General features: G+C 71.1%; 26 protein-coding genes. 7 read left to right on the top strand and 19 right to left on the bottom strand.

The annotated features are described in order from the left end of the window. Positions 1 to 6 precede the first annotated feature (6 nt). Positions 7 to 957, bottom strand: coding sequence for an NAD(P)-dependent alcohol dehydrogenase (locus ACTWNK_RS25150; protein ID WP_474310978.1), 951 nt, complete (start codon positions 955 to 957; stop codon positions 7 to 9). Between the two features lie 101 nt (positions 958 to 1058). On the opposite strand from ACTWNK_RS25150, the gene ACTWNK_RS25145 reads away from it, so the two are divergent. After that, positions 1059 to 1700: a TetR/AcrR family transcriptional regulator gene (locus ACTWNK_RS25145; protein ID WP_474306972.1), complete on the top strand. Its 642-nt coding sequence runs from the start codon at positions 1059 to 1061 to the stop codon at positions 1698 to 1700. 37 nt (positions 1701 to 1737) lie between these two features. On the opposite strand, the gene ACTWNK_RS25140 is transcribed toward ACTWNK_RS25145, so the two are convergent. Genes ACTWNK_RS25140 through ACTWNK_RS25115 form a run of 6 tightly spaced genes read right to left on the bottom strand, consistent with a single transcriptional unit; the run spans position 1738 to position 4750 of the window. After that, positions 1738 to 1962: a hypothetical protein gene (locus ACTWNK_RS25140; RefSeq protein ID WP_474306970.1), complete on the bottom strand. Its 225-nt coding sequence runs from the start codon at positions 1960 to 1962 to the stop codon at positions 1738 to 1740. Further along, positions 1955 to 2266, bottom strand: coding sequence for a PLD nuclease N-terminal domain-containing protein (locus tag ACTWNK_RS25135; RefSeq protein ID WP_474310976.1), 312 nt, complete (start codon positions 2264 to 2266; stop codon positions 1955 to 1957). The genes ACTWNK_RS25140 and ACTWNK_RS25135 overlap by 8 nt, the downstream gene beginning before the upstream one ends. A gap of 1 nt (position 2267) precedes the next feature. Next, positions 2268 to 2744: a CBS domain-containing protein gene (locus ACTWNK_RS25130; protein ID WP_474306969.1), complete on the bottom strand. Its 477-nt coding sequence runs from the start codon at positions 2742 to 2744 to the stop codon at positions 2268 to 2270. Continuing rightward, entirely contained in the window at positions 2741 to 3052 is a 312-nt protein-coding gene (locus tag ACTWNK_RS25125; RefSeq protein ID WP_474306968.1) for a flavodoxin family protein, read from the bottom strand. The genes ACTWNK_RS25130 and ACTWNK_RS25125 overlap by 4 nt, the downstream gene beginning before the upstream one ends. A gap of 42 nt (positions 3053 to 3094) precedes the next feature. After that, entirely contained in the window at positions 3095 to 3862 is a 768-nt protein-coding gene (locus ACTWNK_RS25120; RefSeq protein ID WP_474306967.1) for a DUF6544 family protein, read from the bottom strand. Positions 3863 to 3883: 21 nt separating this feature from the next. Beyond that, positions 3884 to 4750, bottom strand: coding sequence for a universal stress protein (locus ACTWNK_RS25115; RefSeq protein WP_474306966.1), 867 nt, complete (start codon positions 4748 to 4750; stop codon positions 3884 to 3886). A gap of 266 nt (positions 4751 to 5016) precedes the next feature. On the opposite strand from ACTWNK_RS25115, the gene ACTWNK_RS25110 reads away from it, so the two are divergent. Together ACTWNK_RS25110 and ACTWNK_RS25105 are read left to right on the top strand one after the other, a co-directional pair. Further along, positions 5017 to 5439 carry a pyridoxamine 5'-phosphate oxidase family protein gene (locus tag ACTWNK_RS25110; protein WP_474306965.1) on the top strand — a complete coding sequence of 141 codons (423 nt, stop codon included), beginning with the start codon at positions 5017 to 5019 and terminating at the stop codon, positions 5437 to 5439. A gap of 43 nt (positions 5440 to 5482) precedes the next feature. Next, positions 5483 to 5791 (top strand): hypothetical protein, encoded by a 309-nt coding sequence (locus ACTWNK_RS25105; protein ID WP_474306964.1) that lies wholly within the window; start codon positions 5483 to 5485, stop codon positions 5789 to 5791. Between the two features lie 101 nt (positions 5792 to 5892). Here ACTWNK_RS25105 and ACTWNK_RS25100 read toward each other — a convergent pair whose 3' ends face one another. The 3 genes from ACTWNK_RS25100 to ACTWNK_RS25090 all read right to left on the bottom strand — a co-directional run bounded on the left by ACTWNK_RS25100 (position 5893) and on the right by ACTWNK_RS25090 (position 9882). Further along, the gene (locus ACTWNK_RS25100) at positions 5893 to 7608 is read right to left on the bottom strand and encodes a sensor histidine kinase (RefSeq protein WP_474306963.1); all 1716 of its coding nucleotides are present in this window, start codon (positions 7606 to 7608) and stop codon (positions 5893 to 5895) included. Between the two features lie 279 nt (positions 7609 to 7887). Continuing rightward, complete coding sequence (locus ACTWNK_RS25095; RefSeq protein WP_474306962.1) at positions 7888 to 8883, bottom strand: Acg family FMN-binding oxidoreductase; 996 nt, start codon at positions 8881 to 8883, stop codon at positions 7888 to 7890. Between the two features lie 780 nt (positions 8884 to 9663). Further along, a complete protein-coding gene (locus ACTWNK_RS25090; protein ID WP_474306961.1) occupies positions 9664 to 9882 on the bottom strand; it encodes a hypothetical protein in 219 nt (72 codons plus the stop codon). A 165-nt stretch (positions 9883 to 10047) separates the two neighbouring features. On the opposite strand from ACTWNK_RS25090, the gene ACTWNK_RS25085 reads away from it, so the two are divergent. After that, a complete protein-coding gene (locus ACTWNK_RS25085; protein ID WP_474306960.1) occupies positions 10048 to 10491 on the top strand; it encodes a CBS domain-containing protein in 444 nt (147 codons plus the stop codon). A gap of 2 nt (positions 10492 to 10493) precedes the next feature. Next, positions 10494 to 11090, top strand: a complete 597-nt coding sequence (locus tag ACTWNK_RS25080) for a CBS domain-containing protein (protein WP_474306959.1) — start codon at positions 10494 to 10496, stop codon at positions 11088 to 11090. Positions 11091 to 11475: 385 nt separating this feature from the next. Here the strand turns inward: ACTWNK_RS25080 and ACTWNK_RS25075 are convergent, their stop codons facing one another. Further along, positions 11476 to 13659 carry a hypothetical protein gene (locus ACTWNK_RS25075; RefSeq protein ID WP_474306958.1) on the bottom strand — a complete coding sequence of 728 codons (2184 nt, stop codon included), beginning with the start codon at positions 13657 to 13659 and terminating at the stop codon, positions 11476 to 11478. A 469-nt stretch (positions 13660 to 14128) separates the two neighbouring features. On the opposite strand from ACTWNK_RS25075, the gene ACTWNK_RS25070 reads away from it, so the two are divergent. After that, the gene (locus tag ACTWNK_RS25070; protein ID WP_474306957.1) at positions 14129 to 14560 is read left to right on the top strand and encodes a hypothetical protein; all 432 of its coding nucleotides are present in this window, start codon (positions 14129 to 14131) and stop codon (positions 14558 to 14560) included. 53 nt (positions 14561 to 14613) lie between these two features. Here ACTWNK_RS25070 and ACTWNK_RS25065 read toward each other — a convergent pair whose 3' ends face one another. Together ACTWNK_RS25065 and ACTWNK_RS25060 are read right to left on the bottom strand one after the other, a co-directional pair. After that, positions 14614 to 15276, bottom strand: coding sequence for a CBS domain-containing protein (locus ACTWNK_RS25065; RefSeq protein WP_474306956.1), 663 nt, complete (start codon positions 15274 to 15276; stop codon positions 14614 to 14616). 32 nt (positions 15277 to 15308) lie between these two features. Next, the gene (locus ACTWNK_RS25060) at positions 15309 to 15551 is read right to left on the bottom strand and encodes a universal stress protein (RefSeq protein ID WP_474306955.1); all 243 of its coding nucleotides are present in this window, start codon (positions 15549 to 15551) and stop codon (positions 15309 to 15311) included. Positions 15552 to 15732: 181 nt separating this feature from the next. Between ACTWNK_RS25060 and ACTWNK_RS25055 the strand changes: the two genes are divergently transcribed. Further along, the gene (locus tag ACTWNK_RS25055; RefSeq protein WP_474306954.1) at positions 15733 to 16152 is read left to right on the top strand and encodes a pyridoxamine 5'-phosphate oxidase family protein; all 420 of its coding nucleotides are present in this window, start codon (positions 15733 to 15735) and stop codon (positions 16150 to 16152) included. A gap of 187 nt (positions 16153 to 16339) precedes the next feature. Here ACTWNK_RS25055 and ACTWNK_RS25050 read toward each other — a convergent pair whose 3' ends face one another. From ACTWNK_RS25050 to ACTWNK_RS25025, 6 genes are read right to left on the bottom strand one after another with little or no spacing between them, the layout of a single operon-like run. After that, a complete protein-coding gene (locus ACTWNK_RS25050) occupies positions 16340 to 18091 on the bottom strand; it encodes an ABC transporter ATP-binding protein (RefSeq protein WP_474306953.1) in 1752 nt (583 codons plus the stop codon). Continuing rightward, positions 18088 to 19830, bottom strand: a complete 1743-nt coding sequence (locus tag ACTWNK_RS25045) for an ABC transporter transmembrane domain-containing protein (RefSeq protein ID WP_474306952.1) — start codon at positions 19828 to 19830, stop codon at positions 18088 to 18090. The genes ACTWNK_RS25050 and ACTWNK_RS25045 overlap by 4 nt, the downstream gene beginning before the upstream one ends. Next, positions 19827 to 21011, bottom strand: coding sequence for an alpha/beta hydrolase (locus ACTWNK_RS25040; protein WP_474306951.1), 1185 nt, complete (start codon positions 21009 to 21011; stop codon positions 19827 to 19829). The genes ACTWNK_RS25045 and ACTWNK_RS25040 overlap by 4 nt, the downstream gene beginning before the upstream one ends. Positions 21012 to 21063: 52 nt before the next feature. Beyond that, on the bottom strand, positions 21064 to 22104 hold the full coding sequence (locus ACTWNK_RS25035) for a FecCD family ABC transporter permease (RefSeq protein ID WP_474306950.1): 1041 nt from the start codon (positions 22102 to 22104) through the stop codon (positions 21064 to 21066). Continuing rightward, on the bottom strand, positions 22101 to 23144 hold the full coding sequence (locus ACTWNK_RS25030; RefSeq protein WP_474306949.1) for a FecCD family ABC transporter permease: 1044 nt from the start codon (positions 23142 to 23144) through the stop codon (positions 22101 to 22103). The genes ACTWNK_RS25035 and ACTWNK_RS25030 overlap by 4 nt, the downstream gene beginning before the upstream one ends. Further along, the gene (locus tag ACTWNK_RS25025; protein ID WP_474306948.1) at positions 23141 to 24157 is read right to left on the bottom strand and encodes an ABC transporter substrate-binding protein; all 1017 of its coding nucleotides are present in this window, start codon (positions 24155 to 24157) and stop codon (positions 23141 to 23143) included. The genes ACTWNK_RS25030 and ACTWNK_RS25025 overlap by 4 nt, the downstream gene beginning before the upstream one ends. Between the last annotated feature and the right edge of the window lie 9 nt (positions 24158 to 24166).

Below are 24166 nucleotides of genomic sequence, written 5' to 3'. Positions count from 1 at the left end.
CGCCGCTCACGCGATCTGGATGACGTGCTTGCCGCGGACGCCACCGGCCTCAAGGGCGCGATGCGCGGCGCCGATGGAGGCCAGCGGGTGAACGGTGTCCACGACCGGTCGGAGGTCGCCGTTCCGCACGTGGCGGGTCAACTCGGCGAACAGCTCGTGCCGGGGGTCGCCGCTGAAGAAACGCACCCGCCTGGAACCGTGTACGGCAGAGCCCAGCAGGTAGGAGAGGCTGGCGAGCAGGTTGTCGACATCGAAGGTGATGGCCACCATGCGTCCTCCCGGAGCCAGCAACCGGCGGTAGGCGCGATGCTGGGTGCCGACGGTGTCCATGATGACGTCGAACGCCCCCAGGTCGGACGGGCGGGTCGCCGTACGGTCGAGCACCTCGTCGGCGCCCAGACCGCGGACGAAGTCGAGGGTGGCAGGGCTCGCGAGTGCGGTGACGTGCGCGCCGTAGAGTTTGCCGATCTGGACCGCGACGCTGCCGACGCCGCCGGCGGCCCCGCGTACCAGCAGGCGCTCGCCGGGGCGCAGGCGCGCCTTGTCCCGAAGGGCGGTGATCGAGGTCGTTCCGCCCGCCAGCAGGGAGACGGCCTGCACGGCGCTGAGGCCGGCCGGGGCGGGAGCCATCCGCCGGGGGTGCACGGCCACGTACTCGGCCGCGCTGCCGAACGTCGTGCGCCCCAGGAATCCCCACACCCGCCGCCCCTCCCGGACACCGGGCACCGCGGAGCCGGACTCGGCGATCTCGCCGACGAAGTCGATCCCGACGCGCTGCGGGAAGCGGCGTCCCGTCACCAGGCGCAGCTTCCCGGCCCGGCCTGCCAGCTCGCCGCCGTTGACGCCGGCGGCGTGCACGCGCACCAGCACCTCGCCGGGCCGTATCCGCGGCATCGCGACCCTGCCTTCGTACAGCACCTCCGGCGGGCCGTACCGGTCGTAGAGGGCTGCGCGCATCTCGTTCACGGCGTCGTCCTGTCTGTGGGTGTCCTGTGCTCGCCCGCCCACGCTAACGCGGTAAACGGATGACACCTTCCACTTGGGCTAAAGTGAGAGACATGCCTGCTCAGCCCTCTCGGAAACCAGGTGGGCTGCGCGCCGACGCCCGCGACAATCGCAGGCGCATCCTCGAAGCCGCCCGCGAGGCGTTCACGACCCAGGGGATCGACGTCCCGCTCACCACGATCGCCAGGCGCGCCGGGGTCGGCGCCGCCACCCTGTACCGGCGCTTCCCCACCCGCGCCGCTCTCGTCACCGAGGCCTTCGCCGAACAGTTCGCCCGCTGCGCCGCCGTACTGGACGAGGCGTTGCGCGATCCCGATCCCTGGCGCGGGTTCTGCTCGTTCGTCGAGAAGGTGTGTGCGATGCAGGCCGCCGACCGCGGCTTCACGGCCGCGTTCCTGTCCCGCTTCCCCGACGCCGTCGACCACGAACGCGAACGTGCCCGCGCCGAGACCGCCCTCGCCCTGCTGGTACGGCGGGCCAAGGACGCGGGGCGGTTGCGGCCGGACTTCGACGACGCCGACATCGCCCTGCTGCTCCTGGCCAACGGCGGCGTCGCCGGTCAGCCGCCGCAGGTCTCGGCCGCCGCGTCCCGGCGTCTGGTCGCCTACTTCCTGCAGTCCTGCCGGGCCGGGCAGTACGAACCTCTGCCTCCGGCCGTACTTCTGGGGCTGCATCACCTCCACCGGTCGACCTGACGCGGCCGGTCACGGCGGATCGGCCAGGACGTCGGTGTCAGCGCCTCCAGGCCGAGCCCGTCGCCCGCGTCGAGAAGGGCTGCACGTTCACCTGCCCGGCCGGCGCCGCCGGCTGGGAGGTGTACAGACGCCCGATCCACCCACCCGGCGGCAGCCCAGGCACCGGCCACCTGTCCGGATCGGCGGCGTCGCCCACAGCCCTGGCCAACTCGATGATCGCCAGCGGATTGCCCGCTGCCTCGGCCAATACCCGTTCACGCAACCGCACACCTCCTGGTACGCCCGGCTGGCGGGCCGGCAACCGCCGCGCGGCCCCGGGCGGCAGCGGCCCGACCTCGATCACATCGAGCCCGCCCTCCCATCCGGGCGGCGGCGCCTGCCCGCCGCCCGCACAGCAGGTACGCGACAGGCCCGACCGGCTGGACCAAGATTCCCAGCCACCACAGGGCCTTGGGGCCGCGGACCTCGGACTGCGGGCGGAACCACAGGTCCGCTGTCGCGGTCGCGGTGAGGGAGAGTTCGACCGACGCGAGTGTCAGGAGCGCGGCCTGCTGTCCAGGACTCATCTCACGCCATCTCATCGCATGCCTCCACACCTGACGGCAGGACGGGCTCAAGGCGGAACATGCCTGTCACCACCTGCCCGGCCTGCGCACGCACCGGTAGCCGTCCGGCGACGGCGGCCAGCACATCCCTGGAGGTGATCAGCCCAGCGAGGTCACCGTCGGCGCTCATGACGGGGAGGGCGTCGCACGAGGCGTCGAGCATGACTTCGCAGGCGTGCTCCAGCGAGTCCGTCACGTTCACGTGCGGTGTGCGCCGTCCGTTCAGCAGGGAGCGCACTTCACGGCGCGACTGCCTCTCGGGCCCGCCGTACCAGCTCGTCGTCAGGTCCTCGCGGGTCACGACGCCCAGCAGGCGGGTGCCCTGCATGACGGGCAGGTGGTGCACGCCGGCCCTGCGCATGATCTCCCAGGCCATCAGCACGGACTCGCGCGCCTTGACGGCTACCAGGATGCGGCTCATCACCTGTTCGGCGTTCATCGGATCTCCTTTCCAGGCCTTACGACGGCGATTGGGCAGTGCGCGTCATGCCTGCGCAGCCGTCCACACCGACGACTGTGCAACCGGGCATCCTCGGCGGCCGATTTCCTGGTCGTGGGCACGCTCATCCCGAAATCATGCGTCGGTGCGCCCACGACGAGCAGGTCGACTTCCTCCGCCGCGCCTGCCGGCGTCGATCCGACCTCAAGGACCTCGACGCTCATGCTGAGCGCGAGCCCATCGGCGACCGTGTGCGCGATCGGCTGGGTGTTGCCGAGCATGGACTCGTAGACGACGAGCGCTCTCATGGTGACCTCCACGGCGCAGACGGCGGGCCTGCGGGCCCCGGCTTATCGGTATCGCAGCCGGCTGATGTGCATGCGGATGAACTCCCCCTCGTTCCAGCGGGCGGTGCCCGGCCACCAGCCGCCGCACATCTCGACCGGGACGGTGAACCCGTCGGCGCTCGCCTCGTGCGCGCACTCGACGCCGAAGACGTGCTCGGCGAAGCCGCTGTGGTCGGGGTCGCCCCAGCGGGAGGCGGCAACCGAGCGCAGGGCGCCGTTGGGTTCCACCTCCAGCGTCACCTTCACCCGGTGCTCGCCGACGGTGAGCACGGCCACGGCGTGCCGGTCGTCGCCGTCGGCGGCCTGCCAGGACACACAGGCCGGGTCCAGCGCCGCTGCCGGCGTCAGGACGAACTCGCAGGCCAGCCTTCCGGCGGCGCTGCGAGTGATGTCCGGGCCTGTCCCGGACATCACGGGAAAGACGTCGAGGACCCGCCAGCGCATCTCACCTTTCCCGTCCCGGTATCGGTCGAAGCCGTGAACCGGTACCAGCCCGCCGATGTAGGCGGTGGCCTCCCACACGAAACCGTGGGGCGGGGACAGGATCTGCCTGGCGGTGAACCTGTTCCAGGTGTTGAGGCGGATCATGCCGTGCATGGTGAGCTCCACCGCTCGGCGCAAGGGCGTACCCGGCGCGATCGCGTGCAGGATCCACCGTCTCGCGGGGACCGGCAGTCGCTCGGCCATGATGGGGTCGAACGTCTGCGGCGCGCTGGTGGCGGTCGCCAGCAGGTCCCAGTCGTGGCGGGCCTCGCCGCTCAGAGTGGTCATGATCGTCTCCTTGGGATGCCGCTACGACGTCGGCGGCGTCTCGGCGGCCCGTACGACCGCGACCGGGCAGTGCGCGTGGTGCAGGACGCCGTGACCGACCGAGCCCAGCAGGGTCGAGGCCAGAGGGCCGCGGCCGCGGGAGCCGACGACGACCAGGTCGGCGGTACGCGAGGCCTCGACGAGCGCATCCACCGGGTGCCGGCCCATCGTCGACTCGATCAGCTCGAGGCCGGGGTGCTTGTCGCGCCAGGGTGAGAGCCGCTCGGCGGCCTGCCGTGCCTCGTTCCGGGAGAAGTCCTCCATCAGCACCCCGTATCCGATGGCGTAGGGCGAGACGATGGGCGGCGTCCAGGCGTACAGCACCCGCAGCCTGGCCTTGCGCAACGTCGCCTCGGTGATCGCGTACGCCATCGCGGCCTCGGAGTGCGCCGAGCCGTCGTAGCCCACGACGACCTCACCGTGCTCGCTCTCGCTCTCGTTCCTGACGACGACGACCGGCGCGGCCGCCTGCCCAGCCACGGCCAGGCCGGTGGAGCCGAGGAGGAGTCCGCTGAACCCGCCGATCCCACGGCTGCCGAGCACCAGGCCGTCGGCCTGCTCGGCCTCCCGCAGCAGAGCCGCCGTGATCTCTCCTGTGATCAGGTCCGTCGTCACCCGCACACCCGGCGCCTCCGCCTTGGCCCGATCGGCGGCCAAGGCGAGCAGTCCGTCGCAGTAGCGGGTGAAATCCTCCCTGGACGGCATCAGCAGCGGGTTCGGCGACCATGGCTCCATCACGTGCACGATCTTCAGGTCGGCATCGCGGCGAGCGGCGTCCACGGCCGCCCAGCGCACGGCGGCCGTGGCCGCCTCCGAGCCGTCCACACCGACGACGATGAGTGCGCGCATCACAGGTCTCCTTGCTGGTGGCTCGGGTCCTCACCTCCATTGCACCCTCGGTGCCACCGGAAGGCACCGGCCGAAGGTCCTCCCCATCCGGGACCTCCGTCCTGGATGGCGGCCATCAACGAGGACCAACGTGCGAGACACGATTCGCGTGTTCCTGCTGGACGACCACGAGGTGGTACGGCGGGGCCTGGCCGCCCGGTTGAAAGCCGGAGACAGGGACCTTCGCCCCTAACGCCGGACTTGTCGCGAATGACAGCCTTGACGGCATGAAGTGCGACTCGGCAGGCCTCTACGTTCTTTCCCGCCAGGAATGCCTCCACCTCCTGGGCGCAGCAGCGATAGGTCGCATCGTCTTCACCGACCGGGCACTGCCCGCCGTGCAACCGGTCGCCTTCGTCATGGACGGCGAGAGCGTCGTCATCCGCACAGCCGTGAGCTCCAGACTCGCCTCCGCCGCCCGCGACGCGATCGTCGCCTTCGAGGCCGACGACTTCGACCCGGTCGAGCGCACCGGCTGGTCGGTCACAGTGGTCGGTCCGGCCCACGTCGTGCATGAGCCGCAGGAGCTTGAGCGCCTGTCCCTGCTTCCCTTGGCCCCCTGGGCTCCTGGCCGTCTTCACCACTACATCGTGCTCCGTTGCGAGCACCTGTCCGGACGCCGTGTTTCCCCCCTTCGGGGCGGTAGGTGAGCGTTTCGGATCTCCCTCGGCGTGGGTGTGGGGAGGGTGCGCCTTGGCGTACGACCTTGAGCAGTTGGGCCCTATCGGGTTCCAGGATCCTGCGGCGGCACTCACCCTCCAGGTCTTCGGCCCCAGGATTCAGGTGATGGGCGTCGGCCCCGACGGCGGCCGCGACATGTACCGCACAGGCACGCCCGGCTGGCACAGGAGCGAGGACCAGGCGGGTGAGGCGTGGTCCTCGGACGCGCTCGCGAAAGGCGTCAGTGCGATCCGGCGCATCAGTCCGGGCAGGCAGAAGGCAACGGACGCGGAAGCCGTCTCGCGGACGACCATGCGGCCAAGGCTTTGGCGGTGGCTCTGAAGCACATCACACCCCATGAGGACGCCCTGCTCGTCGCCTTGCGCGATGAGATCTTGCCACCTGTGCATCGCGCGGCGGTCGGCGAGTTCCTGCGGTAGAGCTCACCTGCGTGCGGCCTGCTCCAGCGGCACACTCCACGTCAGCCGGGTGCCGCCCTCCTCCTGGGAGGAGACGTCGAACGTGCCGCCGAGTTCGGTGGCGCGTTCCTGGAGGTTGCGCAGGCCGCTGCGCCTACCGTCGGTTCGCAGGCCGGTGCCGTCGTCCTTGACCATGAGGGTGAGCCTGTCCTGGGCGACCTCGGCCAGGACGTCGATTCTGGTGGCCTTGGCGTGCCGTACGGTGTTGGACAGCGCCTCACGCAGCACGGCGAGCAGGTGGTCGGCGATCTCGGGTGGCACCCGGTTGTCGAGCTGGCCCTCCAGGGTCAGGCCCGGCATGAAGCCCAGGTGGCCTCGGGCGTTCTCCACCATGTCGACGATCTGGGCGCGCAGGCTGGGTGAGCTGGCGCCGCTGGGTGCCTGCAGGGCGAAGATGGTCGAGCGGATCTGCCGGATGGTGCCGTCGAGTTCGTCGATCGCGTGCTGCAGCCGGGTGGAGGCTTCGGGGCGCTCCACCAGGCGTACCGCGCTCATCAGCGTCATCGCGATGGCGAACAGGCGCTGGATGACCACGTCGTGCAGGTCCTTGGCGATGCGGTCGCGGTCTTCGAGCAGGCCCAGGCGCTCGGCGTCCTTGCGCGTCTCGGCCAGTTCCAGTGCGATGGCGGCCTGCCCGGCGAAGGCGTGCAGGGTGCGCAACTCGCTGTGGCTGAAGGGAATGCGGCCCGATCGTTTACCGAGGGCGAGCACGCCTCTGACGGTGTCGGTCACGCCGATCGGCACCGCGCCCGCGGGACCGCCCGGCAGGTAGTCAGACAGCACACTGCGCAGATCCCCGTCGGTCACGTCGCTGACCATGGCGGGCAGCCCGTCCGTGAAGGCCCTTCCCGCCAGCGACCCGGTGACCGGCACCTCCATGTCCTGCACCTGCTCGGCGTGCTCACCGTCGGCGATCGCCACGCGCAGAACGCGTCTGTCGCCGTCCGGGAGCAGGATCGCCACCAGATCGGCGTCGGTCATCTGCCTGGCCTTGCGGGCCATCGTCGTCAGCACCTGCTGGGGGTCGGCGCCGGACAGCAGGCTGGTGGTGATCTCGGAGGAGGCGACCAGCCAGGTCTCCCTGCGTCTGGTCTCCTCGTACAGACGGGCGTTCTCGATGGCGACGCCCGCGGCGGTGGCCAGGGCGATGACGATGGCCTCGTCCTCCTCGTCGAACTCGCCGCCGCCGCGCCTTTCGGTGAGATAGAGGTTGCCGAACACCTCGTCGCGCACGCGGATGGGCACGCCGAGGAAGGAGCCCATCGGCGGGTGGCCCGGCGGGAAGCCGTAGGACTCGGGATGGTCGGAGATGCGGGCCAGGCGCAGCGGGCGCGGCTCCTTGATGAGCAGGCCGAGCAGGCCGAGGCCGTGCGGCCAGTGCTCGATCCTGGCGATCTCCTCCTCGCTCAGCCCGACCGGGATGAACTGCAGCAGCGTGTTGTCCTGCCCGACCACGCCCAGGGCGCCGAAGCTGGCGTCGACCAGCGTGGTCGCGGTCTCGACGATGCGCCGCAGCACCGTCTCCAGGTCGAGATCGCTGCCCACCGAGACCACCGCCTCCAGCAGTGCGTGCACCCGGTCGCGGGTGGCGAGCACCGCCTCCAGCCTGCCTTGCAGCTCCGCCAGCAACTCATCGAGACGCATGTTCGGCAGCAGAGGACGAGCTTCCTTGTCGGCCATAGGCGCAGTGTGGCATCCCTGCGCGCGAAGGCCCACCCGCTTCCCGGGATGGGGCTTCGCGCGATCGGGCCATCGGAGGATGGGGTATCGCCGGACCAGTGCGGTGGCCCCCACCACCTGCCGATGCCCAGGGTGTCGCCGGCCCCGGCCAGGGCGGCGAAGAAGCCGCCGAGCGCGTTGTCGCTCGCGCCCTTGAGGAAGCCGGTCGTCGGGTTGCCGCCGGTCGGCCAGACCCGCTCCGCCGGGGTGGCGAACCCCAGGCCGAAGGTCTTGTCGAGGTCATGACCGGTGCGGGACCTTCGGCTCTTCCAGGACATCGGCCAGGTCCCTGCGGACGGTGGTGGCGGTGTCGAAGGTCAGGCCGAGCCTCATGATCATCTGTGGGTGTTCGCCGGAGCACAGCTCCTCGCGCAGGAACGCCCGCAGGTGCGCCATCTCCAGCGCCTGGGTGTGGAAGGCCGCGCTCACCCCGAACGCCGAGGCGTGCAGCAGCACCGCTTGCAGGGCCTGCCCGGCCGCGATCCACTCCGGCCGGGTGTCGGAGCGTGTGCTGAGCATCGCCACCAGCCCGGTCTCCACGTTGAACGGCGTGTTGGCGGTGTCGGCGCCGAAGGCGTAGTCACGCTGGGCGAAGTCGGAGGTGTTCGTGCTCGGGTAGGCGTCGGCGGGCACGCCGTCCGGCCGGGAACTGCCCGGCGGCCGGGCCCAGCGGATCAGTTCGAGCGACAGCGGCTGGTGCTGGGACTGGACGGCTTGAGCGGCGCCGGTCAGCATGGCCAGCACCTTGACCGCGCTCTCGGCCCGCACCGGGGTCAGCCGGGCGCCCTGATCGTGTGCCTGCCGTACCAGGGCGTCGATGAGTTTGTCCGGCACGGGCAGGGCGGTGAAGCCGGTCCGATGGGTGCGGCGGCGCTCGATCTGCGCCCGGAGCAGGCGCGTGTGCTCCCCGGCCTCCACCACGGCGCCCGGCCTGACCGTGGCCAGCAAGGCGGGCCTGTCCGGGTCGGGCAGCACCGTGGTGATCGCCTCCACGCCTGCGGCCAGGAGCACCGTGCGCAGGTTGTACAGGGCTGCGCCGCAGCTGATCAGCAGCTGCCTGCCCTCCTGGTCGCCGAGGCGCAGCCGCCTGCCGGTGTCGGCTCGCAGGCTGATCTCCTCACCCCGGATCGCGAACGACCAGGGCTGGGTGTTGTGCACCGACGGCGCCCAGGTGGCCGCCTTGACGGCCTCACGCAAGAGCGTCGCGATCTCGTGTGCTGTTCGCTCCCTGTTCATGAGCACAGCCCATCACCGCACACGCGCCAGGAGCAGAGGCGAAGGACCCGCGCCACGGCAGGCCTTCGTCACCTGCGGGCAGGGTGTCGGCCGGGCCGGCCACGAACCGGCGTGTCGGCCATCATCGGCCAGGACGTCCTTCGGGCGACGGAATCCCATCAGAGGTGGCAGCCGACGCGGGGTGCCTGTCGCGCCAGATGTCCAGCCTGGTCCGATCCGCCCGCCAGTGTGGCGACATGTCGGGCAGCGGTGGCAGCCTCGTCCCGAGATACACCCCCGTGCCACAGCACATGATCGATCGCCTCGGCCAGGGAGTGCTTGTCCTCCTGCGCCGCCTCGCCGTAGGGCCGGGCCTGGGCGCGACTGATTCGTGAGCGGTCGATGCCGCGACTCCGCCTGGTTGAGGCCCAGCCCAGGGCCTGTACGCAATAGTCGGAGCCGTCGTATCCGACGACGACCTTTCTGCCAGCCGCCATTCTCTCTCGACTCCTTCACCGGGACCGCTCTGGAGGTCGGATGAAAGCCGCAGACGTCAAGCCCTGGGCCCCTGAGGACTTCGCACCCGGGCGCGTCAGCCGAGACCGGTGTACCTGGGGTGGGAACGGCCCCAGCGCCCCCTGCACAGAGGAGGTCAAGTGCACCGTCACCGACCGTGCGGGCAGGCTCTGGTCCTGCTGCGAACACCATCTGAGCGCCTACAACGACTCCCGATCGACCGCGTGATCGGACAGGCCTGCGCCCGCCCCCGAGATCGTGTGAAGGTGAGGGGTCGCCGTCGCGTCAGTCGCGGCTGAGGGCGACCTTGAGCGCTCCCGTGTCACCGGGACGGGCGAACACCTCGGGCGGGTGTGCCGTGCACGCCGAAGTCGGCGACGTGGCCGCCCGGCCGGACGAGGCGGGCGCACAGCTCGAAGGTCTCGGGCGCGCCCACCGCCTCGATCGCGACATTCCACGCCGCAGGACGGCCCTGCCGAACCCGTTGATGCCGATCTTCATCACGTGTGTCTCCTCGATGAGGTGCCGCCCTCATCGTCGGAGCCGACCGGCGCCGGGCCGTAGGGCCGAAGGACCTTCGACGAGGGACTTCCGGCCCTCATGCGTGCGATGTCCGGTGCGTTCTCCTGGAGGTGGCCGCCAGGCCCTCGCCTTCAGGAGGAGCGCAGCATGCGCGTCAACATCGCCGACGTCATGACCACCGATGTGGTCGCCGTCCATACCGACACCCCATCAAAGGACATCGCCGCCCTGCTCGTCGAGCACGGTGTGAGCGCGCTGCCCGTCCTGGACGCGCGCGGGCACGTCGTCGGCGTCGTCTCCGAGGCCGACCTGCTGGCCGACGGGCACCGGGAGCACGACACGGCCGCCGCTTTGATGAGCACGCCCGCCATCACCGCCAGGGCCGACCAGGCCGCCGTCTACGCCATCAGGACGATGGAGCACTTCGGTGTCAGACGCCTGCCCGTCGTCGACCGCCAAGGGCGCCTGACCGGCATCGTCAGCCGCCGCGACCTGCTCGGGGCGTTCGTCCGCGACGACGTCCTCACGCACGAGAGCACGGTGCGAGTCGTCGTCGAGGACGGCGTCGCCACACGCGAAGGCAGGCGCTGACCATGCTGGTACGCGACATCATGACCAGCCCGGCCGTCACGCTCTCGCCCACCGACTCGGTACGCAAAGCCGTCCGGGTGCTGCACGCCTACGACATCACCGCCGCCCCCGTCCTGGACCCCGCAGGCACCCTCGTCGGGATCGTCAGCGAGATGGACCTGCTGAAGGGAGAGTTCCAGCCCGACCCCCGTGCCACCATGCGTGCCGTACTCGGGCACACCGGCCCGCCGCCGTGCCGGGTGACGGACGTGATGACCAGGCAGGTGATCACCGTGACGCCCTCGACCGACGCCGCGACCCTCATCGACCTGTTGCTCACCAAGCGTCTGGGGAGCCTGCCCGTCGTGGCCGATGACCGGGTGGTGGCCGTGGTCGGCCGCCGCGAGCTGCTGGCCGTACTCGCCCGTTCCGATGAGGACCTGCGCGCCGAGGTGCTGGCCGCACTGCGTGCGCACTACCCTTCGGGGCCGCACTGGCGGGTGTCGGTGCACGACGGCGTCGCCGAGCTGCGCGGCCACGGCGACGCCTGCCAGGACCAGATCGCCGACCTGCTGACCAGAACCGTCCCCGGCGTCGTCCGGGCCAGGCACCTGCCCTAGCAGGCCGCTACCGGAGCGCGTCGCGGCATGGTGCGGCATGCCGTGGCTGACCGGGCCGAGAGCATTCCGGCGACCTCGCCGCGCCCGCGCGAGCCGACCACGAGCAGGCCCGACCCCTCCTTCACCTGCCGCAGTGCCTGAACCGAATCTCCCTCGACGACCCGTGCACCTCTCCCACATTCCGGTCGGCGCCGCCTTCAGCAGCCGGACCTCACCCGCATGGTCGTCGACATCCTCGGGGGGCCGAACCACTGTCCGGCTCGAACAGCGCCCAGGCGTGTGCCAGCAACTCGATCCCATCGGCGCGGTGGCCCACGGTCGCCTGGCCGTTCGGGAGCGGAGTCCCGGCCGAACCTCACATCGTGTGGTCCGGCCGGGACGAGAGTCAGTACGAGATACCTCGGCACGCGTATCGTGGCTGGGAGCCGTGGAAGGGCGCGTCGCCGAAGGCGAACACGCCACCGTCGCAGCCGTTGAGCCAGTAGCCCGCCCCGCTCGGCGTCGTCGACATGCTGTTGACGTGACCGTTGAGCGGCTTGCCCGCCAGCGATCCGTGGAAGCCGGCGTTGCCGAAGGCGAAGACGCCGCCGTCCTGGGCGGTCAGCCAGTAGCCCCGGCCGTCGGGTGTGGTGTCGATGTCGACGACCGGGTAGTTGAGCGGCCTGCCGCCCATGGAGCCGTGGAAGGGGGCGTCACCGAAGGCGAAGACCCCGCCGTCCTCGGCCGCGAGCCAGTACCCCTGCGAGGAGGCGGTCGGCGCGAGCGCCTGAACCGGTTTGTTCAGCGGCCTGCCGCCCATGGAGCCGTGGAACGGAGCGTCGTCGAAGGCGAACACACCGCCGTCCGCCCCGACCAGCCAGTAGCCCTTGCCGCTCTTCGTCGGCGCCATGCCGACGATGTTGCCGACCCTGACGTCGAGCCCCGGCAGTGAGCCGTGGAAGGGCGCGTCTCCGAAGGCGAAGACGCCGCCGTCCTTGCCGATGAGCCAGTACCCCTTGTCGCTGGGCGTCCTGGCCATGCCGATGATGTTGTTCACCCGGATGCCGAGACCGGGCAGCGAACCGTAGAACTGGGCCGAGCCGTAGCTGAAGACACCGCCGTCGCCTGCCACCTCCCAGTACCCGGTGCCGGTCGACAGCGAGACCAGCTCATTGGCCGTGGGCAGCATCGCCACGGTGAACGAGCCGCCACCGGAGGCCGTCGCGCCTCGGGGATCGCGGGCGGAGACCGTCCACGCGTAGGTCGTGCCGGGGTCGAGCTTCTGTGCTGGAACGTTCCATGCTCCGGTCGTCCAGCCTGAGCTCACATCGGTCAGCGGGCCCGTCACGCGGTAGAGGTACTGCAGGGCATCGCCGTCGTCGTCTTTGGCGCTCGCCGCGAGCCTGGGGGCGTTGGTGCCGACGACGGCCTTGTCTGCGGGCGTGATGGTGGTGATGACCGGTGTGCGGTTGGGCGTCGTGATCTGCTTCACCACACTGCCACTCGCGTTGCGGTTGTCGGTGACGACGAGCATGACGGCCGCCGAGGCGACCGCGCCCAGCGAGATCGTCGCTTTCTGGCCGGATGCCGCGGCTTTGCCGTTCAGGTACCAGGTCCAGGAGGCGATGCTCCCGTCCGGATCCTGTGACGCGCTCGCGTCCAAGGCGAGAAGATTGCCCGCTCCGCTCTTGCGACTGTAGGAGAAGGCGGCGACAGGTAGCTTGTTGCCCGGCCTGGGAGTGGGCACGGACAGCTCGTGGCGGGTGATGACCGGCTTGCCGCTCGGACCGGGTTTCCAGCTGTAGGAGCTCAGCGCGATCGGGACCACGCCGTTGGTGAAGCCGTTGTCGAAACCGAGAGGGCCGAACAGCTTGACCGTCTCGCCGATCTCGTTCGGGAACACGCACCAGCCTGCGTCGGATGTGCCGCCCCGCAGGCAGGAGATGTCCTCCTTCGTCTGCTTGGCGGTGCTGAGGTAGTCGGCTTCGCCGGCCCAGTGGCTCGGCACCCAGCTGATGACAGCCTCGGGTTGCCTCCCCACCTGGAGTGGAGCGTTCCAGAATATGGCGGCGTAGTACTCCTTTCCGGCTTGGAGCTTGCCGACATCGATGCCGGTGACGGCCGGGTGCGGCTCGTTGGCGGGGTCGGTGAGCGCGACGTCCTTCACGCCTCCCGGCAGGTCGCTGCTGATGGAGTACGACGACCACCCCTTGGGCACGGCGAAGCCCAGAAGAGCGAAGTCGAGCTCCAGGTGGTGGTCGTATCTGAGTGCACGCAACGAGCAGAGCTCGTCCGGCGTCAGGGTGAACCGGAACGCGAGGGAGTAGGAGCCGAGGGCGGGCGGAGCGCCGAGCTCCAACCTGCCGGTGCCCGGCCACCTTCTGCCGTCGCACCCCGCGGCCGCGCCTGCGTCCTCGCCGCTCGCCATGATGGAAAAGGCGGCGAACAAGGCCAGGCCGACCGCCATCACGGTGCGGCGCCGCCACCCGCGCCGGGGACGATCGCGCGGAGCCGCGTGGGCGCCGGGCGGGCGCCGTCGCATGGAGCCGGCGAGTAATGCCACTCCCTTGCCGGCAACTGCTGTCTTCATCGAGATGCTCCTTGTTGGCTGGTTCGCGCCCTGTGCCGTCTTATGGCGGCGCGACCATCTATATCCGGCCCGAAATTCCCGATGCAACGGACCAAGGTCCCGAACCACTCCAAATGGCAGGCGCAGGTTAGGTAAGTGTTACTAACCGAATAACCAAATCACCTTTTAGTTTAATTTATCGGAAATATGGCACCTCGGCGTATTGAATGGGTGCTCATCCTCTTCGGGACCTCCAGCCGCCCATCGAGGACCTTCCTCTCTCGAAGCCGCCCGCCTGGCCAGCGAATGTGGAGCCAGGACGACAGGGCGCACGTGACAGGCCCCGCCGGGTAGCGGCCCACTTCAGGACTGGATCTCCACCTCGGCTCCGCGGCGTGTGTCCGCCTGTGCGACGCCGCCATCCGGCACCGCTCGGATCGGCGCCCTCTCGTCGAGTCCCTCCGTCACACGACAAGGAGTTCGATCCCCCATGAAGTGGATTCTCAAGAGCACGGCCGTACTCTCGCTCAGCCTCGCCCTGCTCGCCCCCCTCGGCTCGGGAGCGAATGCGGCCACCTCGGCCACCTCGGCCACGGCGACCGCGCCGACATCGGTGTCGGCACTCAAGCTGGGCAAGGTGGACTGCGGGATCTGGACCTGCAGCGTCTACCTCACCCGCGGTCTCACCCGCAAGCTGGCCACGCTGTCCGACATCTCGCCCGAGTTCCGTATGCGGTGCATGTCCTCACCCAGCCTCCACGTCCGGGCCGCGTGCGGCTCCCTGCTGGGAGCTGTCGCCGCCGCCCGCTGGAAGCTGTCCCAGACCGCCGACAAGAACCAGTGCCTCAGGATCCGGTTCGTCCGCAACACCGGCGTCCCGGTCGGCCTGTACTCCGACGGCGGCCGCTGGTGCACCGACTGACACACCGATCGTCCGGGCAGGCGGTCCCAGCCGCCTGCCCGGGCAGGCCGCCGTCACAGCAGCGGAGGCAGCGACAGCAGATCGTCACTGCTGTAACGAAGCGACGACACGACGTCGATCACGCCCTCGATCCGGCGTATCGACTGAACCAGCTGCACGACCTGCGAACGACGCCTGACCGAACCGCCCAGCCGTACGACACCGTGCTCGACGCCGGCCAGCACCTCGTCCGGCGACGCCGTGAGGTCCGCGACGACCGCCTCGATCTCGGCCAGCAGAGCCGGGTGGGCCCGCTCGAAGACGCTGAGCAGGTCGGTCTGGTGCACGGTGCCGACGATACGACCGCTCACCGGGTCGATCACCGGCAGCTGCTTGAACTTCCGGTCGTGCATGAGCTTGGCCGCGTCCCTGACCGTGGTGAGCGGCGTCACCGTGATCGCGGGCGTGCTCATCAGATCCTTGGCCAGCCGGCCCGCCGCCTTGGCGCGCTCGCGCCTGCCGCCCGGCGACTCGAAGAGGGCGGCGCGCTCCTGCCTGCTCTCCTTGAGCAGAAGGTCGTCGGCCGAGACCACACCGACGGGCCGGCGCTCGGAGTCGATGACGGTGACCGCGCCGACGGCGAAGCGCTGGATGGCCGCGACGATGTCGGCGAAGGTGGCCTGTTCCTGTACGGCGATGGCGGTGCGGCCCATCACCTCGTTGACGGTGATCGCCATGATCATGTCCTTCCTTCTCGCTGAAAGCGCCTCTACGACCGCACGACGGCGAGCGTGCCGTGCGCGTGGTGCAGCAGCCCCCTGCAGACCGATCCGACCAGCAACGCCCCCACCGCCCCACGCCCGTGCGAGCCCACGACGAGCAGGCCGCCGGTGGCGGAGGCGGTGACGACGTGCGGCGGCGAAGCGGCACGGGCGGCGTCATCGGCGGCCCAGTCAACGGCGCGCGACGCGGGAGCCGAACCATCGGTCCCGACGATGATCCTCACAGACATGGGTGTCCTCCTCGGTCACCTCCATCCGACCCCGGCCCGCCTCACGCCACCAGGGCCGGAAGTCCCCCTCCGCACCGCGAACGCCAGGACCTTCGCCACCGATACGGAGCCGAACGGCCCTGCCCTGTATCGCGCTCGCCGCCATAGCGTCGGAGGCGGCCCGGACGAGAGGGAAACGACCATGACACCCACCACGCTGCGCGAGCTCACCTTCGAGGAATGCCTGCGCCTGCTCGAACCCGGCGGCATCGGCCGTATCGCCTTCACCGGCACACGGGGGCCGGTGATCCTGCCGGTCACCTACCTCATGCACGAAGGTGACGTCGTCTTCCGCACCCGGCACGGCGGCTCGGTCGACGCCGACCTGCGCACCGGGCTGGACGGCGTCGAGATCATCGTCGGCTTCGAGGTCGACCACATCGACGAGCAGCACCACACCGGCTGGAGCGTGCTCGTCCAAGGACCCGTTCACCACGTGCGCGACGACGAGCTGCCCGCCGTACAGAGGTCGGGTCTGCGGTCATGGGCCGGCCAGGACCGCAGACTCTACGTCCGAATCATCCCGCAGCAGATCACCGGGCGCAGCATCACCGATCTGTGAACGCCGACAGAAGGCCGAGGCCCCACCATGCTGCGGCGCGGCTTGCCTTGTGAGCGCGGGCAACGGGCATGCCGCGCTCGTGGCCACCCGGCCTGCCGACTCCTCGACTCGACCCGCCACCCTCACTGGCCCACCGGGACGACAAGCCCCGCGAACCGCGGCGAACCCCAGCCTGCTCGTCTCATCCTCACCGTGCGGCGGCAGCCGCCTCCCAAGCCCTCCACAACCCGGCGTACACACCCCCGGCGGCAACCAGCTCCCCATGCGTCCCTGACTCGATGACCCGCCCCCCCTCCATCACCATCACCCGATCGCACGTCGCCGCCTGCGAAAGACGATGCGCGACGACGACCGCGGTACGCCCGGCGAGGACCGCGTCGGCGCCCCGGTCGAGTTGCCCGGCGTAGGTGGAGCCGGCTTCGGCGGTGGCCTCGTCGAGGATCACCAGGTCGGCGTCGGTGAGCAGCAGGCGGGCGAGGGCGAGCTGCTGGGCCTGGGCGTCGGTGAGCGGGTGGCCGCCGGCGCCGATCAGGGTGTCCAGCCGGTCGGGGAGCGCGTCGAGGATCGATGCGGCGCCGGTGGCGTCGAGCGCCGCGTGGAGGTCGTGATCGGTGGCACGGGGAGCGGCGAGCGTGAGGTTGTCGCGCACCGTGCCCGCGAAGACGTGGACCTCCTGGGTGACCATCGCGGTACGGCCGGGGCGGGTCACCCTCCCGGCCTCCGGCAGGTGGGTCCCGGCGACCACACCGGCGAGCGTGCTCTTGCCCGCCCCGGACACACCGACGACGGCCACACGCTGACCGGACGGGATGTCGAGCGTGATGCCGTCGAGCACCCGCGGCCCCTCGCCGTACCGGAACGAAACCCCCTCCAGCCGTACGGCGGCGCCGAGGCCCTGGGCCGGGGCGTCGGGCGAGCTGTGCGCGATCGTGACAACACCGATCATCCGGCTCAGCGAGGCCAGGGCCGACTGCAGGGTGTCGACGACCAGCAGCAACTGGTTGACCGGCCCCAGCAGGCGTAGCACGAGAAGCATGGCGGTGGTGGCGCCGCCGACGGACGACGCGCCGTGCCGGATGAGGACGAAGCCGACGACGAGGACGGCGGCCAGGCTCAGGCACTCGGCGAGGTTGAGCCGGGAGTTGAGCATGCTCAGCACCGTGCGTGCGCGCAGCGACTGCCCGGCGACGCGCCAGGAGTCGGCCATCACGGCCCGGTGTCGGCGTTCGGCGAGCCCGAAGCCGAGCACGGTGGCATAGCCGCGCTGGGACTCCAGGATCTGCTGGGCACGTGCGCTCATCGCCGTGCGTTCGGCGCGGTAGACCCCGGGCCCGACGCGCAGGTACCACCGCACGGCCAGCACGTACACCGGCAGCACGACGGCGAAGGCGACCGCGTAGGGCCACTGCAGCGCCGCGAGCCCGCCCAGCGACACGACGATGGTGAAGGTGGTGACGGTGAGCACCGGGATCACGGCGGGGGCGGCGTCGGCGACCGCGGTGACGTCGTCGCTGGAGCGCGAGATCAGGTCCCCGGTGCCCGCGCGCTCGACGAGATGCTGGGGGAGCGCCATCGCATGACCCACGAGCTGCTCGCGCAGCGCGGCCAGGACGGAGTGGTAGACGCGGGTGGCGAGCACGATCGTCAGCGCGGTGCCCGCCGTACCGATGATCACCGAGAGCGCCATGACGGCCGTGACCGTCAGCACCGTGGCGAGGTCCGCGACGCCCGCCTGCACGCGGTCGACGAGGAACCCGATCGCGGCGGGCACGATCAGGTCGACGGCGGTGCTGACGACCCCCAGCACCCCGGTCGCGGCGAGCCGGAGCCGGTATCCGCGGCTGAGCCGCCACACCTGCCCGACCGTCTCACGGCCGCCCGCGACCGGCAGCCCGCCCTCGCGGCCCCCGCCCTCCGGTACGGCGGAGCCGCCGCTCACTGCGCCGCCCCTGAGAGCACGGGCAGCTCGACGACGCGGTCGCAGGCGGCCAGCAGCGCCGGGGCCGAGGCGATCAGCAGGGTCGAGCGGCCCGCGCGGGCAGCGCCCAGCCGGCCTGCGATCGTGTGCTCGGTGGCGGAGTCGACCGCGGTGGTCGGATCGTGGAGCACGAGCACCGGTGCGTCGCTCGCCAGCGCGCGGGCGAGCGCGACCCGCTGGCGCTGACCGCCCGACAGCCGGTTGCCGTTCTCGCCGACCGGCAGGTCGAGGTCGGCCGCGAAGTCGTCGCAGGCGGCGGCGCGCACCGCGGCGTCCACCCGCTCGGGCGCGCCCGCGATCACGGTGACGTTGTCGCGGAGGGTGCCGCTGAACAGGGTGGCGTGGTGCGGCGCGACGGTGACCCGGGAGCGGTACTCGGCCGGGGACAGCTCCCGCGCCGCGACCCCGTCCAGCCGCGCCTCGATCCCCGACCCGGCCCGCGGGTCCAGCAGCGCCGCGACGACACGGGCGGCGGTCCGGTCGTCGGCGCGTACGCCCACGAGCTCGCCGGGCCCGACCCGGATCGTCACGCCGGGCCCGGAGCCGCTCGGCACGACGACGTCCAGCTCCGGAAGCGCGGCGACGGCGATGTCGCGCGATGTCGCGTCGTCGGGCCCGGTGGTGTCGCGCAGCACGTCGAGTACGCGCGAGGACGAGGCGCGGGCTCCGGCGAGGTTCGGGACCGACGTGTTCGCGATGGCCTGGATCTGCGGCAGCAGCGCCTGGGTGAGGCCGACGGTGGCGATCAGCGCGCCGATACCGAGCCGGCCGTCCACGGCGAACCAGCCCGCCAGCCCCATCACCGCGGCGACGAAGATACCGCTGACCACGCCCGAGCCGACCAGGAACCCGCCCAGCAGGCCCGCGTTGCGCCTGGCGCCGTTCAGGGTCTCCTGGCTGGCCTGCCGGTACCGGCCGGTCGCCTCGGCCTCGGCCCGCATCCCCTTGATCACCCGGTATCCGGCGACCAGGTCCGTCGCCCGTCCGGCCGTGGCGGCCAGCAGCCCCTGGTACTCGCGGGTGTCGCGGGAGAGCCGCTCGCTGAGCACGCCCATCGACCAGACCGCGACGGGCGCCCCGAGCAGCACCACGATTCCGAGCAGCCGATGCGTGGCCAGCAGCGAGGCCGCGATGAACACGATGGCCGTGATCCGCGAGACCGGGATGATCGTCAGGATCACCGCGTTGGACAGGCGCGCGACGTCGCTCGTCATCACGGAGACCACACTGCCGTCCGGCGCCTTGGCGGTGCCGCCGACCGGGTGCAGCACGCCCCTGGACAGGGTGTCGCGCAGCCGGTGCTGCAGTACCTGCACGGCATAGGCGGTCAGCCGCAGCGAGAGCCGCGCCGCCGACGTCAGTGCGAGGTAGAGGGCCACCAGCACGCCGAGCCACAGCAGCAGCTGCCCCTGGTCCCCGGTCGCCAGGGCCCGGTCGATCGCGAGTCCCATCACCACGGGGACCGCGGACTCACCCACCTGCCACACGATCGCCAGCAGCATCGCGGGCACGCTGACCCGCCTCACCGAGAAGATCACGCGCAGCAGGAACCGGTCCGGGGTGATCCCCGGCCCGGATGCGAACGGCGGAGAGCCGGGCGGCTCGGCGGGAGCGGGCAGGAGCACCGGCAACCGGCGGGTGAGCGGGCCCCGCCCGAGTCCTGCGGCGTCGGCGTCCGGGAGACGCGGGGAGTTCCTCATGCCCGGCCCCCGAGCGGGAAGCACCAGAGCAGCGCGTCGGCCAGGAGCCCTCGCCACCAGGCGTAGTCGTGTCCTCCGGCGTACTCCCGGTAGAGGGTGTCGTATCCCTTCCCGGTGAGGACGTGGTCGAGCCAGCGACTGTGGGTGTTGGAGCTCTCCAGCTCACCGACGGTGTGGAAGACGCGGATCGGCGCCGTCGGCGCGGCCAGGAAGTCGGCGATCAGCGTCGGCACGGGGGTACGGCGCAGCAGCTCACCCGGGCCGGTGCCCCACGTGAGGTCGGGGTGGTACCCGCACGACGGGGACTGGAGGATGGCGTTGCCGAACACCGCCGGATGGTGCAGCGCCGTCCATCCGGCGCAAAGACCGCCGAAGCTCTCCCCGGCCAGCGCGACGTCACCGGGATCCCGCGAGAGCGGATAGCGGCGGCGCAGCCACGGCAGCAGTTCCTGGACCAGCATCCGGGAGAAGGCCGGGTTGCAGAGCAGTTCCGCGTCGCGGCGCAGCGCGGACTGGCCGACGAGGACCACCACACAGGGCCGGAGCAGTCGCGCCCGGACCAGGGCGTCGCGAACGCTCGGCGCGCTGTGGTCCGGCGTGCCGTCCAGGTGGATCACGAAGGGCAGCGCGCTCTCGCCGGAGTACTCGCCCGGCGGCATCGAGACCCGGATCCGGCGTTCGTCACCCAGGATCTCGCTCGTCAGCACGGCGGTGTCCGCCGCCGGAGCCGGTCGCGCCTCGGCCTGATCGAGCCAGGGCAGCGGCGCGGCGTCGGGCAGCACGGCCACCGAGGCGCCGGAGAACCGCGCCACCGAGCACGTCGAGAACCTCGGTGGCGGATTGAACGGGTCCGGGATCCGTTCGACCTCACCCGTGGGCCCACGTCGTGCGAACACGTACGAGAAGCGCAGGTCGGAACGCATGCGCAGGGTGAGGAAATGGAACGGCGTCCCCGCCACCGGGGTGAACTCCGCGCCGATCGGGTTGAAGCCGATCCGGGGGCCGATCACCACCGAGAGGGTGACAGCCGTGTCGTCTCCGGGCGCGTCGACGAACGTCACCTCCACCTCGTCCGCGGCGACCCGTTCGACGAGCGGCGTCCCCGTCTCCGCGAGATGTCGTCCGAACCTCTCCGGGCTCCACGCGCCGCTCGACAGCTTCTCGACAGACGGATCGGTCATTTCTCGCGCTCTCCAGGTCGGGGTCGTCGGCGGGCCTCGGGCGGTGGCGCGCTCACAGGCGTCTCCTGGCTTCGCCGAACAGCAGGTGTGCGAGGTAGCCGCCGCCGAGCACGACGGTGATGATGCCGACCGGCAGTGGGGTGGGGGCGACGTGCTGGGCGAGGTAGTCCGACGCCAGGCACAGCAGCGCCCCGGAGAAGGCCGCGGGGGCCAGAGTGATCCCGGCGGTGCGGGCGAGCCTGCGTCCGATCTGCGGGGCGACCAGCGAGATGAACGCGATCGGCCCCGACGCGGCCGTGACCGTCGCCGTCAGCGCCACGCCCACCAGGATCAGCCCGAGGCGCGCGGGCCCGACCCGTACCCCGTGCGAGGCGGCCGCGTCGTCACCCAGCTCCATCTGCCGCATCGGCCGGCTCAGCATCCCGGTCGGCAGCAGGAGTACGGCGATGCAGGCGCCCCCGATGGCGACCTGGTCCCAGGACACGCCGTTGAGCGACCCGGCGCCCCACGCCGCCGCCGACATCGCCTGGTCCAGGTCGGCCTTGAGGATCAGCCAGATGTTGAGCGACCCGAGCATGGCCGAGACGCCGATCCCGGCGATGATCAGCCGGAACCCCTGTACCCCTCGCCGGTAGGCGAGCACGTACACGGCCACGGCGGTGGCCATCCCGCCCAGCAACGCCCCGCCGACCAGCTGCACGTAGCTGCCGTTGACGACCAGGATCACGACCAGCGCGCCGGTGTAGGAGCCCTGGGAGAACCCGATGACGCCGGGGTCGGCGAGAGGATTGCGGAGCAGCGACTGGAACAGCGCCCCGCTCACGCCCAGCGCCGCGCCGAACACCAGCGCCGCGGTCACCCGGGGCAGCCGCCATTCGAGCACGACGTCGTGCACGATGCCGCTCTCCTGGCCGGTCAGCGCCGACAGCACCTGCCCGGCGCTCAGCCCGTACGAGCCGGTCATCAGCGCGAGCACCGCCGTACCCGCCGCCGCGGCCGCGAGCACCGCGCAGACGACGACCGAGCGCCACTGCAGCCGTACGGCGAGCCACCGGTGCCGCAGCACCAGCACCCGCGGAAGGTGTGTGCTCACAGCCCGCTCGCCTTCTTGCGCCGTACCAGCGCGACGAGGACGGGAGCGCCGACGAAGGCGGTGACGACACCCACGGGAATCTCGCTGGGTCTCATCACGACGCGGCCGAGGATGTCGGAGACCAGCAGCAGGCTCGGCGCCAGCAGGATGCTGTAGGCGAAGATCCAGCGTTGGTGCGGGCCGACGATCCAGCGGGCCACGTGCGGCACCATGAGCCCGACGAACCCGATGGGCCCGGCGATCGCCGTGGCGCCACCGGCGAGGAGGGTGAGGGCGATCACCGCGAGCACACGGGTGCGGGCCAGCCCGACCCCTTGGGCGAGCGCCACCTCCTCGCCCAGCGCCAGGGCGTTGAGCGGGCCCGACACCACGAAGGCCAGGACGAGTGCCGCCGAGAGGAACGGCAGGACCGGCCACACGACCTCGAGCGGGCGACCGACCATCGACCCGGCGTTCCAGTACCTCATCGCGTCGAAGGCGTCGGGGTTGGTCAGCTGGAGCGCCTCCCTGGCGCCGCCGAGCACGGCGCTGACGCAGACCCCGGCGAGCACCATGACCACGGGCGACGAGCCCTGCCGCGTCGACCCGAGTGCGAGCACCAGCAGCGTGACGACCAGCGCTCCCGCGAACGCGAACCACATGTAGCCCGTGGCGTCGCTGACGCCGAACAGCCCCACGGCGACCGTCACCGCGAACGACGCACCCGCATGGACGCCGAGCACACCCGGATCGGCCAGGGGATTGCGGGTGAGCGCCTGGATCAACGCGCCCGACAGCCCGAGCGCGACGCCGACGACCAGACCCACGATCGTGCGCGGCAGCCGGAAGTCGCGGATCGCGAACTGGTCGATGCCGGAGGAGGCGTGGACCAGCGCGTCCCACACCACCGACGGTGCGATCGCCGTCGATCCGATCATGACACTGAGCACCAGCAGGACCACCAGGACGACCAGGACGACGACCAGGCCGATCAGCCGACGACGCGGTCCGGGCGCCGTCGTGGCGCCCGGACCGTCCTGCCGCAGGGCGAGGGCTGTCACTTCGCGGCGGGGAGGGCCGCCAGCGCGCCGGCGAGGGAGTCCAGGTATCGGATGACGGGCCCGTAGGAGTTGTTGCCGGGGCAGAAGACGCCCAGCGCACGACCGGAGCTCACGGAAGGCAGCGCCTTCCAGGTGTTGGTCGCGATCACCGGCTCGAAGGGCTTGGTCGCCTTGCCCGCGGCGTCGACGGGGTAGGTGATCACGTCGTACTTGGACAGCTCGCCGATCTGCTCGAACGGCAACGACTCGTAGGCCAGGGGGTCCTTGCCCTCGGCCGCCTCGGGGAGGTTCAGGCCGATGTCGTCGCGGGCGATCTCGGAGCAGCCGATGTCGGCGATGTAGAAGGTTCCGGGATCGTTCCAGTCGCCGCGGGAGACGTCGACGAACGAGGTGCCGTCGATGACCTTTCCGTACGTCGTCTGGATCTTGGCGACCTTGTCCTTGAACTCCGCCTTCTGCTTGCTGAGCGCCTCCGCGACGTTGCCCGCCTCGGCGATGGCGTCGGCGAAGGCCTTCCACTCGGTGTCGAGCCCCCAGAGCACGGTCGGGGCGATGGCCTCGAGCCGCTTGCCGACCTTGTCCCAGTCGTTGGTGTGGAACTGCACCAGGATGAGGTCCGGCTTGAGCGCGGCGAGCTTCTCCAGGTCCACCTCGCCGCCGTTGCTGCCGATGACCTCGGCCGCCTGGTAGGCGGCCCTCTGGTCCGGCGGCAGTACGGCCAGCTCGGCGTCGGACGCCTCGGTGACGCCCACCGGCTTGCCGCCCAGGTCGATGAAGGGCAGGTTCGTGTTGCCGATCGTGACGACCCGCTGGGGGTTGGCGGGAACCTCGATGGTGCCGTTCTCGGCCTTGACACTGCGCGTCTCGGCGGCCTTGGCGGTGGGGGACTGCGCGGCCTTGACGCCGGTGTCGCCGCCGCCGCCGTCTGCGCCGCAGGCGGTGAGGAGGAGAGACGCGCTCATCAGCGCGGCGGCGAGTGCGGCGCCGCGCCTGCTCAGGGGGATGTTGCTCATGGGTGGCTC

It is taken from the genome of Nonomuraea sp. IBHARD001 (assembly GCF_056106265.1).
This window is presented reverse-complemented; position numbering and strand designations above follow the sequence as displayed.